Below are 15,240 nucleotides of genomic sequence, written 5' to 3' on the forward strand. Positions count from 1 at the left end.
GTCGATTGATGGGGAGAAAGTGTCTTAACCGTGTTGACTAAACAATATTTCTGAATGTATGGCAAAATAGCGCACTCACTGCGTGCGCTGAGTCAAATTATCAGCTTCTTTTCCTACCAGCGGCAAATAACAGCCCACTTGCAACCAGCAGTAGAACCGCAGGTTCAGGTACAGCGAATAGCTGACCTCGCAACTCTCCCGGGTTAAAAATTTCAGTGTGCAAATTGATATACATATTGCCAGCCTTCAATTCATTGGCAAGTTCGTCGGTTAGCGGGTTGGAGGCGTCGTCAAACCGCCAGTCACCTGAAATGGTCCCATTCGTAGTACCTAAGAACGCAAAGTCTGTCGTATCAAAAAGGTGAACAACAGGACCATTTACGCCTGTTGAGGCATTATGGAAATGCCCCCCACCGAAAATATCAACTATTGGCGAGCTAAGGCCGGAATAGTTTATTTCATAGGTGAACACGTACGCGCCGGCCGTACCGGTTAATTCGCCCATCGCACTTCCTGTTGCAGTCGTATCAACACTCGGGACCTCCTGGTCACCGCTTAACGTGGCAGTAAATATGACACCCGCATTGGCTACATGTGCAAATGAAGTCAATGCGCATACTAATAGCGATTGAAGTATTACTTTTAGTTTCATGACAATCCCATCTTTTTAGTTTTAGAAGGTAATACCCTATGCGAGGTTCATTACGCACCAGGTACGAACCGAAAATGACCACTTAATAAGATCGGCTTTACTTAAACTGCATATTTTTTAAGCAATATTTCGGCCTTACTTTATTTAGATTGAAAATCAATGATTTATAAAGTGTAGGGATTTGCAGTGTAAAATATCCTGACACTTTTTGTTTTTTGGTTGTAGTAATTCAGTAAACTGCTGGTTGCCATTAACCCTTTCAGAATAGTGTGATAGTTCGCGTAAGTTGTCGAAAAGTGGCCGTATAAATTGGATTACGCTGAATATTTACATTTGAGTGATTGGAAAATACAACTCCGAATAGACGAGGTATTCGGAACATGCCTGAACAGTTTAAGATTCCGGTGCCTGCCTGCTTCGTTATTGGACAAACGCGGCGTGGTTACCCGTGCAATCTGTTTGTTCATTTAAAATATAACTTCTTGCACTTACAGATCTCTAATTAAACTGAAGAGTTTTCAAGGCATCGTAGGCAAGCCCTAACAAGTTAAGCATAAAAAAGGCCCGTTTAACGGGCCTTTCAAGTATTACTCTATCAGCATTACTGACAATCTGTAACTGCTATAGCTGTTTCTTGTTGACCATCGCCACTTAAATTCGCGCGGTTGATCACCGAATCGACGCTGCAGTCTGTTACCACCTGGAAGCCTAATGTGGCAGAGCCGCCTTCTAAGGTAGACACGCGCAATTCGTCGCCAGCGGAAGGGGCAGTGCCAGAGCCGTTATAGAAATAGCTCATGCCCACTGTACCGGTAGCATTTTCTGCACCCACGGTGCCACCGTCGGACGTACCCGTCGACATATCACCATACACAAAGTGAATATCACCTTCTACAGGGGTACCATTTCTTCCAATCCATACTTGCATAGTAACTCTGCGGCTAGTATCGCCGTAGTGAGGGACATTTTCCCACTCATACGCTGTCCACTGAGCACCACCACCCCCATTTAAGACCGCGACGTACATATTGCCGCCTTCATTAAGATTCAGGTCTCGCCAGAAGGGAGCCAGGATATTATTTGGCGATGCTGAATCCGGGAAGTCCTGGTTTGCAAAAGAGCTGAATACTCCGCTGTCACTACCTGCCTCTAAAGTCCCATTTACTGAAAAAATGGTTTGTGTGTAGGTTTGACCATTGAAGGTGAAGGGAGGTACATTAAACAGGAAGCCACCGTCGTCACAATCACCATTACAGGTTTTATCCAAAGGGTCGGTAAAAATAGAAAGAGGCAGATAGTTGGCGGGTGAGCCACCAGCATCCATCGACACATCAATACCACCTGGATCTAATTCACCCGTCCATGACATTGCATTACTGCCTGCGTCATACGCCCAACCGCTGGTGGTGATACCACCTGTCACAGATTCAGTGGCTGAACCGCTGACAAACGTGCTACCAGCAGGAATGTTATCAGTAACGGTGATAGGTCCGGTAAGTTGACCATTAGTGACAGATAGGTTGTAGGTGAGTATTTCACCGCTTACCGCCGCGCTTTTATCTACAGTTTTGCTGAACAGCTCTGGACTACTTGCCTTAGAGGCAAAAACCGCCATGGGCATATGTAAGTCTGGGCTGCTGTTACCATTGCTGGCAAGGTTTAAACGCCCAAATTGCCAGCCTGTTTCAGCATTGTAATTGGATGCAGTGACGGTAATGGCTGCGGTTTCTCCGGCTTTAAGTTTCAAGTTGTGTTTATTGCTTTTCGCTGAAGGCGAAACCTCAACCGTTGTATCAAAACCTGCGCCATTCACAGTGACATTCCAATGTCCGGTATGCTTGGTCTTGTTCGTGACATAACGCGTCCAGGAACAGGTACCTACACAGTTGCTATCCATCATGCTGGGCAGGTTTAACGTTTTCGGATCGCCCCCCGTTTCAGGATTTGCAGCGAGGAAGTTCTCAATGGTTTCGCTCATCACCAGGCCAATGCTGTCTGCCTGCCCTAGCTCAATACGACCGGCACCTAAGTCGAAGGGGTCTGTAGGAGTGACGCCATCTTCTTTTCTGGTGTTCTCGGTTACCGCCGTCATCATGATGGCAGACTTAATCTCAGTGGGTGTCCATTCTGGATGGGCTGCAGCAAGTAAGGCGCCGGCACCCGCGTTATGAGGGCTCGACATAGAGGTGCCACTGATAATTTGGTATTCGGGTGCAGCTAATGCCTGTCCGTCAGCTTCTGCTCCCATAATACTTACCCCTGGTGCGGTAATATCGGGTTTCAACACATTGAATGCCAGTTGCGGCCCTCTGGAACTAAAGCCTGCCATGACATCACCATTTTCTTCATCATAGTTAAATGTGGCAGGGGTAATAGTGGCGACCGTATTGGTGTTTGAATTCAGCCAGTCACGCAGTGCTGTCGCCGCAGAATCGCCAATATGGATGGCAGGCAAATAATGGGCATCCGCCGCAGTGCCTTCTCCTTGGCCACGATTGGCAAGAACGAAACCACCGGCGCCTCCCGCCAATACGTTCTGTCCTTTAGCGGTGCGGGCGATAGTACCGCGATCACATACTACGATCTCGCCGTTAAATGTGCCAGCAGGGAAGGGGTTAAGACACTGTCCGGTTGGGTCGAACGTAGTAGTGTTGGCATGAATAATCGGCGCGGGTCCATAACCTGCACTAAAGCTTGAGCCTTCAATGTCGGGTAAACCCACACCGTCACTGCTCATATCGGTAAGCATGTTACCAATCTCGCGATTATGTGTAGAAGCGGCAGTAGTCGAGACCCACGGGCCTAAGTGAGCAACCGTACTGGGCGTCGGACCAGAGTTTCCGGCAGAAGCCGCCACATAGATCCCCGCCTCTACAGCGGCCAGGAAGCCCAGTTCAACCGTATCGTTATACGGGTCTCCGCCACCTGAAATTGAGTAATTTAACGCTGCAATACCATTGGGAAGATTGCCTGAATCTATAATCACCTGATTGATCGCCGCCACTAGCGCAGAGCCAGGGCAGGTTCTTTGACACACATCATAGGCAATAATATTGGCATGCGGTGCGACACCTGAAATGTCGAATGAAGCGGTAGTGGTTGGCGCTGCGATCGTCGCTCCGTTGACGACATTTCCCGCTGCGGTAGAAGCAGTATGGCTTCCATGGCCATCATCATCTTCGGGTACGGTACCGTCGATGGGTAAAAAGTCCCAGGCACCAATTAATTTATCATTACAAAAGCTTGGGTCTACTGTGTCACAGTAGCTGCCCGGAAGGTAATTACCAGAACCCAACGGATTCTCGTGATCATAACCATCACCGCCAATATCGGCAAAGGAAGGATGGTCACTATTTATACCCGTATCGAGTACGGCAATGACCATACCTTCACCTTTAGGCCCGTCACTGTTTGAGTTCCAGATCTCTGGTGCGCCTATCCACTGCGGACCGACGTCTGTGAGTAATCGCTCTACCCGTTCTTTTTGTACGCTTACCACACCTTCCATCGACGCCATGGCTTTCGCTTCGTCACGACTTAATGGAACAGCAAAACCGTTGATAGCAAATTGATAATCGTATTTTGTATTCAAATTACGATTGAATTTGTTACTGGCTTTCGCCAACACTTGTTTTTGCTTATTTTTAAGAAACTGTCTGTAGCTTTTTGCCGCTTTACTTTTTGTATCGAGTTTTTTCTTACCATTGGCTTTAGCGCTCGTCGCCTCGTAGCCGGCAATACCCCCGTCGTACACCGCCACCGCAGGTTCCTGCAGTCTCACAATGTACATTGTTTCTGATTCAACTGAGGAAACAAAAGGCTCTTGCGTCGGTTGTACTGATGCAACACTTAGTTGATCCGAAGCAATGGCGGTCATGCTGGACATCGTCCCAGCAAGCATAGCCATTAAGTATTTCCTATTCACCATTCTCATTCGTATTACTCCGTATTTTTTTATCTTATATAGATTGAGCAAGACTTCGAATAACTGCCGGTTACAAAGCCACGGTGAAATGGCAAGCTAAATCGCGTTGAAGGATGGCGAATTGGGTTCAGCAAACGAAAGTTATAATCAGTCTCGTGGTCCTTCTTGTTACAGCTCCCAAATGATATTTTCGTTTACTTCCCAACCTCACTATGGTGGGGATGGATGTGGATGTGACGCTGCTATGATCTTTTTTGAAGTCTTTTTAACCAGCGACAAAGTCAGTTTAGTTCAGGCGAAAAAATATACAAAATTATTTTTAACAATTTGTTAACACTGCGTGTAGGTAGAGTCTAATGGCTCTCCGCAGCAGGATTTCGCAAGTCCCACGGGGATGAGCGCAGGGGGCGTGTAATAAAAAGTTTACGACTAAGGCTTGGTACCGCACAGCCACGTGGGACACATCACTACACGTTCTATTTTGTGGCAGAGGAGGGGGCGCGGTCTTCCAATAAATTGGTTACAGTTGTTCGTTTTACTTTTTGGAAGCAAAAAAAAGCGTCATCCCATGAAAGGCTGACGCTTTGCAATTACTCAGGCATTATCAATTTGTTTGCGATGTGATTTCGCCATCTATGGTATAAGGCGTCGCGGCGCTGATGTAGCCCGTTACCTGTAGTGTGTAAGTGCCGGGTTGCTCCACCCAAAATTGCAGCCCTTCAGGGTTTTCAAGTGACGCGCTAGAAGCTACTGTGTTGCCGGCGGGATCGATAAGATAAAAATCCAGGTCAGCCACTGAGGACCATGCTAGCGTTGCGGAAAGGCTAACATCCTTTTCACCGAGCTCAAGCGGGTACTCATGTACTTCTATATTCTCTGCGGAAGCTCCCATTGTGCCACTAAAAGAAAACGGATTTTTTTCGAACGTGACGCCTATGTCCACCAATGAACCGTCTACATCTAAGCCGTCAAACATCATGTTTTTGTCGAGCATGCGGATTTGTATGTCATGCAAACCCGAACCTAAGTCATCAAAGACCACCGAGACGCGCTCATGATTACTTTTGCTAGCGGTTTCGCTGTAAATTGTGGCGTATCCCACCGACCTGCCATCGGACAATACTTCAATTGAGCTTGTACGATTATCTTTAACGATAAAGTTTAAGCGTACCCTATCGCCACGGATAGAGGCCAGCACGGCTGCGTTAGCGTATTTGGAGTGCATGGCACTGTCATTCAATGCTTGCTCACTATCACGCGCACGCCATTTTCCTTCGAAAAGCAATTTTCCGTTTGCATCATCCACCTCTTCCCATTCCCCGCTACGAGCCCATAGTGTGTCACCTTTCATGAATTCTGCACGCTCTCCGGCTACCGTAGACGCCAATTCCACAGCGGCTTTCACATTGATGTGACCAGCGCCTACCTCGTGAGGGGCATAGTCCATGGGGTCAGCAGTGTCCTTTATAATTTGCTCAATTTGATCGGGAGAAAGCTGAGGGTTCACTTCCAATAACAACGCAGCCACGCCCGCAACGAATGGTGTGGCCATCGATGTACCACTGATAGTGTGATAGTACGCGTAGTATTCAGGATGCGCAGGATCTGTGACTGGGCCTAAGGCGCCAAGGGCGGTATTAACCGCACGCGTAGAGGTGATGCTCTCACCGGGAGCCGTAATATCAGGTAGCTTATATTGATGCCCTGCTACGCCCCGACTGGAAAAGTCTGCAAGATCTCGGGTGGGGGTGCCGGCAGCGACATTAATTACCCAAGGTGCGATGGCATACTGATTTAGCGTGTCTTCATCCGGCCCCGAATTAGAAGCGGCGAACGTGACTACCATGCCGTTCTTGTACGCCTGAAAAGAGGCTTTGTTGATGGGATTATTTGGATCAAACTCAGCACCATCACCACCGCCCCAACTGTTGGTGATAATATCAATATCGAATCGTTCCTGATTCGCAATCGCATAATCAAACCCTAAAAGCGCATACAAAATTGACAAGCCTTCACCTGCGCCTAAGCCGATAAGAGTGGCATCTGGCGCGATACCATCGTGGTAATTGGCCCGTCGTTCATCGTTGGCCGACGCTGCGCCCGACCCTGCCACGGTGCCGGCCACATGGGTTCCATGACCAGAGCTCGTATCAGAATTTGGGGTACCTTCGATAAAGGCATTACGACCGCCGGCTAAGTCTAAGTCACCCACGATTTTTACATTTTCTATCGTGGTATCACCGTAGGTTAAGTCTGGGTGGGTTGAATCGACCCCTGAGTCGAGCACGGCCACCGTGACACCCTTACCGGTGACATTATAGTTATCCTGAACAAAATGACCGCCGGTGATTTCGCCGGAATTGTAATTGTAATATTCCAACGTCGTATCCGCATAAATACTGGTCACGTTTGGATGAGCGGCCAAGCTATTGAGTTGTTCTTTAGTCAGGGCTGCACCAACCATTGGCATGGTTTGTAAGGCCAGATACGGTATATTTAACCCCTCCAACACAGGCGCCATTTTTTGATGCTCATCGAATGAGACAATCACCTTAAATGGGCCCGTATTGCTCTTCAGCTGTTCGTTTAATTTCGGACCAATCATTGCCGCAGCTGCCGCTTGACCAGAAAGCACAAGGCTTACAGCAATTGCGCTGAAAGTTTTATGAGTGCGTTTCATATTTATTCTCCACAAAGTTGATGAGATAGTTCACTACATGAGAGTGGCAACTAATATCGATTCTGGCTATGGGGGGAAACCCCTATAAGAGTGGACAGGTGTAAAAAAAGTAATAAGGCCTAGACAGGTAACTTATAAGAACTAACCCAAGTGGGTCTTGTCATGCAAACTGCTCTTAACTCAATTAATTAGGGCGTGAGGGAATGAGGGTACATCTAGGAGCGCATGTTATTGACCTCCATAACGTTTTTGTCCGATTAAAATCGGATGACATAGGGGGGCGCCTGCTTTTCAGTGGGGCGCGAGTAATGTCTTCACCAACAGCCTCCCTTTTCCTTGCTAGCGCACACACATGGCCGGGGCAGCTCCAGATAAAACCCGTTCTATGCCATAGGAAAACGGTTACAATGCACACCTGTAATACTCTTTACGGACGTTGCATTCTCAATTGACCAGCCAAAGCAGAAGCTATCGTACATTCGCCGTTACATAAAGGATAAACCGTCATATCAACGCGCTTACTGAGCGACAGCTTTTACAAAATTGGGTAGAATTGAAAATCGTTGTATTGATTTTGCAAGAGGTAATGTTGCAACCGTTTTCATATGAAACCAGCTATATTCTGGATAAAAGTCACTTTAAAGAAACTTACGAAGAGTCTGCGACGGTGCCGCACCCCGTGCAAGCTTACCGTTTAACAGTGTTATTGGTAATCGTTGGTTGCGTGATACTGATGTTGCCGGAGGTGTCTGATTACCTGGGCTGGTTCACCATTGCGATTGGAGCGATAGAAGCGGTAAGTGTGCGTTTTAGAAAAGGCTGGTGGATAACGAGCCAAATGTTCAGTCGCGCGGCCAACAATACCGTTGCGCTGACAGTTACTGAAACCCAAATCACTATTCGTTCGCCTTCGGTTACCCAATCCATTAGTTGGGATCAGGTCTCACACCTTACTGCAACGAATCGAGGTTGGTTACTGCATCACAACGGTGGGCGGACTTACTTATCGAACCGTTGTTTATCTGAATCAGTGATTAATTTTTTACATGCCCTTGCGCAATCAAAGAATAAAAAATCGTAACATAGCGTGACAAACAGTCGTTTAGATAGGCTAGGCTGGCCTGCCTAACTTCTCATTCTCGTTGGAATCGGCCGCGGGGGATCATACTGGACGAGGTAGCACTGTTCCCCGTAACGTAAAGCGGATATTCTTTTGTAATGAAAAAGCCAGACCCCATAGGGTTTATCATTATGTAACACCGGTGTCTGAGTTTAAGTCGTTACGAAAAAGAAGCGAACGACCTTTTTTATATAGATATTGGCGAGACGCTTACTCAATGGGCACTGGTACACGTTGTGACAACCCATAGGTGAGAAGAGGGGAATGCGTTTTTTGAGTAAATTCCCGCAGAGGCCAAATCAGTAGGGTAGTATTAGCCAAGCGCCATTATTATTGTATAGCCCATCGGTGTGCAATAGCACTCGCCTTATTCTATACCAGTCCATTAACCTATCATTTTTTCGTTTTCAGAGCTGGCGCACTATTCTCATTGGCTGTAGTTTCCTCCTTTAGTCTGTCGGGAAAAAGACCCACTCACTTAACTCATCCGTATTTGAGCACTTTACAAGTGGTTGAAGACATTCGAGTATATTTATTTTTGCTACGCTATTTTGGTAGGTAAGGAGCATTTATGGTGGTAATGCAGTTGATGGCAGTATTCCTTTTTTGCCTCATTCATTTATTTGCTGGAAAACTGCGGTTTTTGGATGCCATTCCGCGTAGTCGCTGGCTTTCTTTCGCTGGCGGCGTCTCAGTGGCTTACATCTTCATCCATTTATTTCCTGAGATGGCGGAAATTCAGGAATCTTTTTCCGAAAGCGAAGGATTCTGGCTGAGTTTAGAGCATCAAACGTACTTCATCGCCCTTATTGGTTTAAGCGTATTTTATGGGTTAGAGCGATTAATAAAAAGTGAGCATGCAGGTGATGGTTTAATGAAAAGAATACGTCCGTCTGTATTCTGGCTTCATCTGTCTTCTTTTGCTCTGTACAACGGGTTAATAGCCTATCTGCTCGTGCATCGTCAGGACGATACTTTAACCGGGTTACTTTTCTATGCCGTGGCCATGGCGCTTCATTTTCTGGTAAATGATTATGGGTTACGCCAGCATCATAAAGATAGCTACCGAGCGTATGGGCGTTGGTTGCTCTCCGCAGCTATACTGCTGGGGTGGGTTTTGGGGCGTTACACAGAACTGAACGAAAGTATTATCCATAGTTTGTTTGCTTTTTTGGGCGGAAGCACCATTCTTAATGTATTGAAGGAAGAATTACCGGAAGAGCGAAAAAGCCGCTTTATACCATTCGTCCTGGGGATCGCGGTTTTTGCTGGTTTAGTATATTTGCACTGATATAAGCGGTGGTAAGCCCGATAATTAAAAGTGAGAAGGTCGTTTTGGTACCCAATGTCTGCTACCTCTCGCGAAAGCGCCACCTAATATGCGAACTGTATCAATAGTGTAGAAACCGGTTATCCATAAACTCACCAAACCTTTTCCCCCTTCATGGGAAGGGGAAAGAAATAACCTTTGCTGTGTGAATCGGTGATAAGATTACTTCCAATAAATTGTCTCTTCGAAGTCATAGTGATAGGGCATGACTAAAGAGATTGTATAAAATTCCTGAGACCAAGCTATAAAGCAATCCAAAATGGAGAGAAGTAAACAGTGGACGATAAACGCATAGATATACTTGAAATACCCTTGGAACGGGATGGATTTCTACGCCTGCTAATTAGACACTTGTCCGGCACTTTACAGGATGTAGTGGGGGTAGAAGAAGCTGCAGGATTTGTCAGTGTCGTAGGCCAAAAGGTGGGTGAAGAAATAGATCACTCTTACCGTAATGCCCTACAGGTGGATAAACTCACACGCAACCAGGTGGGGAAGGTGCTGGTTGATTTAAAACGGCGCATTCAGGGTGATTTTTACATAATAGAAGAAAATAGCGAAAAAATTGTACTGGGAAATCGCCAGTGTCCTTTCGAAGATAAAGTCATCGGCCGTCCAGCTATGTGCATGATGACTTCGAATGTGTTTGGTACCATAACTGCTGAAAATCTGGGGTATGCGAGAGTAGAGCTGGATAAAACTATCGCTCAAGGCCATCCTGAATGTCGTGTAATCGTGCATCTTAAACGCACGCCCGGAGAGCAAGTTAGGAAAGGTAGAGAATACTATCAGGTATAGGTAAATATCGTGTCAGCTTTTGAGTGCTATCAACGAATAATGGCGTTACTGCCTGAGCCAAGCTTTATCGTATCTCTGAGCGGTAGAATTTTGGCATTAAACCGCAAAACGAAAGAACAGCTAGGCGATGCGTTAGAATGCGATGGTTGGCTGTTCGACGCCATTGAAGAAAGCTCACACCAGGACACCCGCACGTTTTTGCGCCATTGCGCGCGATCTAATCAACCCGTAATGGGCATCATGCGATGGCGAGTTTCACTGCAAGTCCCGTTTGAAGTGTGTAACGGTGGGCTGTTGGAGCCTCGCACCCCTGCCAGTGAACCCATACTGTTATTGCGCTTGCACAATAGGACTGAGACCAATTCCCGTTTTATCGCCCTTGAAAATCAAATCAACGCGTTACACCAGGAAATTGAAAGACGAAAGCATATCCAGACACAGTTAGATTTACAAAAGACCCATTTAAAAACCACGCTCGCCAGTATAGGAGAGGGAGTAGTAGTGGTAGATATGCAGGGCAGAATCAGTTTTATCAATTCTCACGCTGAACGAATGTGTGGATGGGCACAAAGCACTGCTGTAGGACGCTCCGTTGGAGAAGTGTTGACATTGACAGCGATCGATTCAGACGGTTCTGACTACGAAGAGGTACATTGTTTGATGTCCGGTTCGTTTGAAAAAGGCTACGAAAAAATAGTTAAGTTAGTGGCTAAAGATGGCGCCCGGCGAACAATTGAGCTAACGGTAAACTCCATTCTCCATAATGATGCTCCAAACGAAGCCGTGTTGGTTTTTCGGGATGTAACCCAAAAACGACGGTTGGAACGAGAATTAGTTAGGCGCACGATTCGGCTAGAAGAGATGAATCATCGTAAAAATAAGTTTCTCACCATGTTGGCACACGAACTGCGTAGCCCCATTGCCCCAATCGCAAATGCCGTACATATTATGAAGGCAGAAAATAGAACTGCAGAACAGACCCGTCATGCGGTACAAGTAGTTGAACGTCAAATCAACCATATGCAGCGCCTTATTGATGACATGTTAGATGTTTCGCGGGTGGTAGCGGAAAAGTTATACATTGTAAAAACCGATGTAGAAATGGTCTCATTAGTAGAGACAGTCTGCGGAGACATGAATAGTCAATTCAAACAACGTCACATTAACTGTGTTATTGATCTCCCTTCAAGTCCCATATGGTTTGCCGCAGATATGGAACGCATGCGTCAGGTATTGCATAACCTGTTAAATAACTCACTGAAATTTACTCCTCAAGGGGGAACGATTACAGTGAGACTGTTTTCTCAATCATCCGAGCTACATCTGCAAGTTCAAGACACTGGGCCCGGAATTGAGGAAGATGCAATAGGAACTATTTTCGAGCCATTCACCCAAGCAGAACAACCTTTGGATAGACCAAGTGGGGGGTTAGGATTAGGGTTGTCGCTGGTGAAAGGTATAGTTGAGTTGCACGATGGTCAGATCAGGGCGACATGTACTGGCCCGGATCAGGGCCTGACCATTTCTATCGTGCTACCTTTACAGGAACAAAGCGTTGAACCGCCACAAAAGGAGGAAAAAGTTAACCATTTTACACTTCAGAAAGTTTTGATCATCGAGGATGATAAAGATAATGCTGAAACGCTCAGTGAATTGTTGCGGTTACTGGGACATGAAGTGGTATGGGCTCCCGATGGGGTGCAAGGTATTGAAATGGCGGGTAAATTTTCCCCCACGCTGATTTTCTGTGACATTGGGCTACCAGGGCTGGATGGTTTTCGAGTAGCTGAACGCATACGTTCCCAATCATCATTGAAGTCCACGCGCCTGATTGCGTTATCCGGCTACAGCGGTCGCGATTTTCGTAGACGCGCAAAACAGGCGGGTTTTGATCACCATCTGGTTAAGCCTGCTTCTTTAGCGGAGCTACAAAATGTGCTTCACCTTCCTATCGAGAACTGAACCAAATAGAAATGTATTTGCGCCAGCAACAACTCTTTGCCTCCACACTACGCTTTATTGTTAAGCAAATAATAGTCATATCTATTCGACTATAGCCCTGTCGGTTCCATAAAAACCATCCTTATAAGAGAGCGAATATTGAGGTCCCCCACCTAAAAAATTAACTTTTCTTAATTCAATTAGTTGCGTTTTTCCTATTGTTTATAAAAATTTTTCATAAGGTTATGCGAATATGAGGGGACTGACTAAGCTTATAACTCGAATTTTTCTAACGAATTGTTTGGCATCAGGAGGTCGTAGCCAAAATGAAGTGGATTCGTTTTATGGTGAAACCAATTAGAGGATGATAAACCATGAAAAAAATTATGAGAGGTATAGGTTTAACAATAGCGTTATTTGTCATGTGCGGTTATGCCCTGAATAGCCTGGCTGATGAACATGGTAAAAAGGGTGATAAACAGGAAATACTGGCAGAAATGTGGGTGATGGTACCCAAAGAAGGTCAGATGGAACAACTTGAACAAGCTATCCGCGAGCATTCTAAGTTTCGTCAATCGAAACAGGATTCGAGAAAATGGAATATTTATTCGCCGGTGCTTGGCCATAAACTTGATCGTATAGCTGTGCGGGCTACAGGGTTCACCTGGCAAGATATGGACGGATACCGCGATTGGGCAGAAAAACAGGGAATAAATAAACACTGGATGGAGACTGCTTCGCAATATGTTGATCACTACCACCATTATTTGTCAGTAATTGATCACGAAAACAGCCACTGGGGTTCTGATGTAAAATATAATTATGTGGGCGTAACCAGCTATGTACCCAAAGTCGGACATTGGGGGGACATAGAAAAAGACAAAAAAGCGTTAGCAGATGCGGCCAAAGCTGAAAAATGGCCTTATCACTGGGCGTTTGCCTCCCAAGTGGGCGGGCGTGGCGATCTCACTCTTGCCGTGCCATACCAAAACTGGGCGGCCATGGCCCCACCAGAGCAAAAATTTTCTCAAGTCCTGGCAAAGAACTTAGGCAATGAAGAGAAAGCGAAAGAGTTGATGAAAAATTGGGCGAGTCACTTTGAAGAAATCAGCTACAATATCTGGGCGCTTCGCAATGACCTGATGCAATAACTATCAAATGGGCCCTTTCTCCTGAGTAAGGGCCCCTGCTTCAACTTTACTGCATGAGACTAGCTAGACAGAATCGCTTGGTAATTAAGATACGACAAAGTCGCTTGGTGTTAACAGCATAAACTGGATTAGTCACCATTTATTCTGACGTTTCTAAAAACAGGGCGTAATCAAATTTGACAGTTCTTGAGTACGTTGAGCGGTCCTCAAAGAATGTCATCTCCGCGCATGCGGAGATCTGTTTCGTCCAATTGTAATGGTAAGTAGCCCTTTTTTGAAGTTACGATAACAGTTTTGGAGGTTCCCATTTCCAAGGGAATGACGACTCTTCGAAGATGCATCTTTAAAGACCGCAAATTGTCTTTTGCTGCCTGTGAGGTTAAGTCGACACTTCCTATCTAAAATGTCTCATCAGATGTGAGCTACTACACATATACCTAGGTAATCACACTACTACACATATACCTAGCTGTACTAGTACAAAATGGTTAGTCCATTTTAACAGTATTCTTTCCTGCTTCTTTCGCTTTATATAGCCGTTCGTCAGCTATTTTTAACGAGGGCTCAAATTTGTTCACATCATCAAGTTCGCTCATGCCCGCACTGAATGAGGCATGGACGGTTTGCCCCTCATGCTGAAAACTGAAACTTGAAAATTCCTGTTTAATTTTATCAATAAGCCTCTCGGCATCGGTAAGGTTGGTATTGAGTAGAACCACTAGAAACTCTTCGCCTCCCCACCTTGCCACCAAATCCGAACCTTTTATATTTTGACGGATTATACTGGCAAGCGTAATGAGCACATTATCTCCAAACGCATGACCATAATTATCGTTAAGTGTTTTAAAGCTATCTGCATCCAGCAAAGCCACCACCGCCGTGCTTTTAAGCGAATGGCGAGTTAAAGCACTGTGCAAACCATGCCGATTCAGAAGTTTGGTAAGCGCATCCGTTGCTGCGAAATTCTGATGTGCTTTGGATATTTCAGCAATGGCACTATAGGATCCAAAGCGTATCCATTCACTCGTAATAATTAGCACTAAAAGCGCAGTGGTACTGGCAAAGATGCGTATTTTATGAGCAGGTTCGTAATCGTATGCAAAATCCAGAGTAGTGGTCAGGACAAAAATACTTGTAACCAAATATAAAACAGCAAAGAAGAGGCCGGTATGTGGGCCGACTAAAAGTATCATCAGCATAAGGATGGGATAGGTCCAGTAAGCCCCCGTGCCTTCGTTCCCTCCCATTACCAGAAGGTAAAGGGCAAGCAAATATAACAAAGCAGATAAAAATATCGAGATAGACTGTACGTGCTCGGTCTTTCTAGCTTTAAGGGCGAAAACGATTATTACGCCCATAAACACGAGTAAGACAACACCAAGATACAGTCGGTTTTCCAGTAAAGAGTTGATACCAAAGGAACCTAAAAATATACAACCTAAAAAGGCAAAGGAAGAAAGAAGCAAGCGTTTCCGGTGATTTTCAATTTGCTCTGGACTATTAAGTGTTTTCAACCGACTCTCCATTGTAACATCCCTCGACTATTTGCCATGCTATTTAGCCGGGGGCTTATAGGTCTTGAAGCTGATAGCTATTACCATATTACTGTAATCCTAGTACTTATAAACAAGCAAAGCCTGGTT

At 45.7% G+C, this 15,240-nt stretch carries 9 protein-coding genes; 5 read left to right on the forward strand and 4 right to left on the reverse strand.

What is annotated here, in order from left to right:
* Nucleotides 1–100 precede the first annotated feature (100 nt).
* The 3 genes from OPS25_RS01445 to OPS25_RS01455 all read right to left on the reverse strand — a co-directional run bounded on the left by OPS25_RS01445 (nucleotide 101) and on the right by OPS25_RS01455 (nucleotide 7,257).
* Complete coding sequence (locus OPS25_RS01445) at nucleotides 101–652, reverse strand: CHRD domain-containing protein (RefSeq protein WP_265615868.1); 552 nt, start codon at nucleotides 650–652, stop codon at nucleotides 101–103.
* Nucleotides 653–1,253: 601 nt separating this feature from the next.
* Nucleotides 1,254–4,559 (reverse strand): S8 family serine peptidase, encoded by a 3,306-nt coding sequence (locus tag OPS25_RS01450; protein WP_265615869.1) that lies wholly within the window; start codon nucleotides 4,557–4,559, stop codon nucleotides 1,254–1,256.
* A 622-nt stretch (nucleotides 4,560–5,181) separates the two neighbouring features.
* A complete protein-coding gene (locus OPS25_RS01455; protein WP_265615870.1) occupies nucleotides 5,182–7,257 on the reverse strand; it encodes a S8 family serine peptidase in 2,076 nt (691 codons plus the stop codon).
* A 553-nt stretch (nucleotides 7,258–7,810) separates the two neighbouring features.
* Between OPS25_RS01455 and OPS25_RS01460 the strand changes: the two genes are divergently transcribed.
* The 5 genes from OPS25_RS01460 to OPS25_RS01480 all read left to right on the forward strand — a co-directional run bounded on the left by OPS25_RS01460 (nucleotide 7,811) and on the right by OPS25_RS01480 (nucleotide 13,597).
* Nucleotides 7,811–8,338, forward strand: a complete 528-nt coding sequence (locus OPS25_RS01460) for a YcxB family protein (RefSeq protein WP_265615871.1) — start codon at nucleotides 7,811–7,813, stop codon at nucleotides 8,336–8,338.
* Between the two features lie 610 nt (nucleotides 8,339–8,948).
* Nucleotides 8,949–9,668 carry a ZIP family metal transporter gene (locus OPS25_RS01465; RefSeq protein WP_265615872.1) on the forward strand — a complete coding sequence of 240 codons (720 nt, stop codon included), beginning with the start codon at nucleotides 8,949–8,951 and terminating at the stop codon, nucleotides 9,666–9,668.
* A 315-nt stretch (nucleotides 9,669–9,983) separates the two neighbouring features.
* Nucleotides 9,984–10,505: a methanogen output domain 1-containing protein gene (locus OPS25_RS01470; RefSeq protein WP_265615873.1), complete on the forward strand. Its 522-nt coding sequence runs from the start codon at nucleotides 9,984–9,986 to the stop codon at nucleotides 10,503–10,505.
* Between the two features lie 9 nt (nucleotides 10,506–10,514).
* The gene (locus OPS25_RS01475) at nucleotides 10,515–12,467 is read left to right on the forward strand and encodes an ATP-binding protein (protein WP_265615874.1); all 1,953 of its coding nucleotides are present in this window, start codon (nucleotides 10,515–10,517) and stop codon (nucleotides 12,465–12,467) included.
* A 353-nt stretch (nucleotides 12,468–12,820) separates the two neighbouring features.
* The gene (locus tag OPS25_RS01480; protein ID WP_265615875.1) at nucleotides 12,821–13,597 is read left to right on the forward strand and encodes a hypothetical protein; all 777 of its coding nucleotides are present in this window, start codon (nucleotides 12,821–12,823) and stop codon (nucleotides 13,595–13,597) included.
* A 488-nt stretch (nucleotides 13,598–14,085) separates the two neighbouring features.
* Here OPS25_RS01480 and OPS25_RS01485 read toward each other — a convergent pair whose 3' ends face one another.
* On the reverse strand, nucleotides 14,086–15,111 hold the full coding sequence (locus OPS25_RS01485; RefSeq protein ID WP_265615876.1) for a GGDEF domain-containing protein: 1,026 nt from the start codon (nucleotides 15,109–15,111) through the stop codon (nucleotides 14,086–14,088).
* Nucleotides 15,112–15,240: the final 129 nt, after the last annotated feature.

The sequence above is a fragment of the Alteromonas aquimaris genome, assembly GCF_026183695.1.
Lineage (GTDB): Bacteria > Pseudomonadota > Gammaproteobacteria > Enterobacterales > Alteromonadaceae > Alteromonas > Alteromonas aquimaris.